Annotated in this window: 1 rRNA gene; it reads right to left on the reverse strand. The window is 45.6% G+C overall.

Features of this window, described 5'->3' with window-relative positions:
- Window positions 1–263: ribosomal RNA gene (locus tag ACTHSL_RS13775) — 16S ribosomal RNA — on the reverse strand; the annotation flags it as partial.

Consider the following 263-nt stretch of genomic DNA (forward strand, 5'->3'; position numbering starts at 1 on the left):
CGGTTGAGCCGTGGTCTTTAACTCAAGACTTACGAAAACGCCTACGCTTCTCTTTACGCCCAATAAATCCGAATAACGTTTGTACCCTACGCATCACCGATGCTTCTGGCACGTAGTTAGCAGGTACTTATTCATATGGTACAGTCATTTATTCTTCCCATATAAAAGGAGTTTACGATCCTAAGACCTTCTTCCTCCACGCTGTGTCGCTACATCAGGGTTGCCCCCATTGTGTAATATTCCTAATTGCTGCCTCCCGTAGG

The sequence above is a fragment of the Neisseria sp. P0008.S010 genome (assembly GCF_051962715.1).
Classification (GTDB): Bacteria; Pseudomonadota; Gammaproteobacteria; order Burkholderiales; family Neisseriaceae; genus Neisseria; species Neisseria elongata.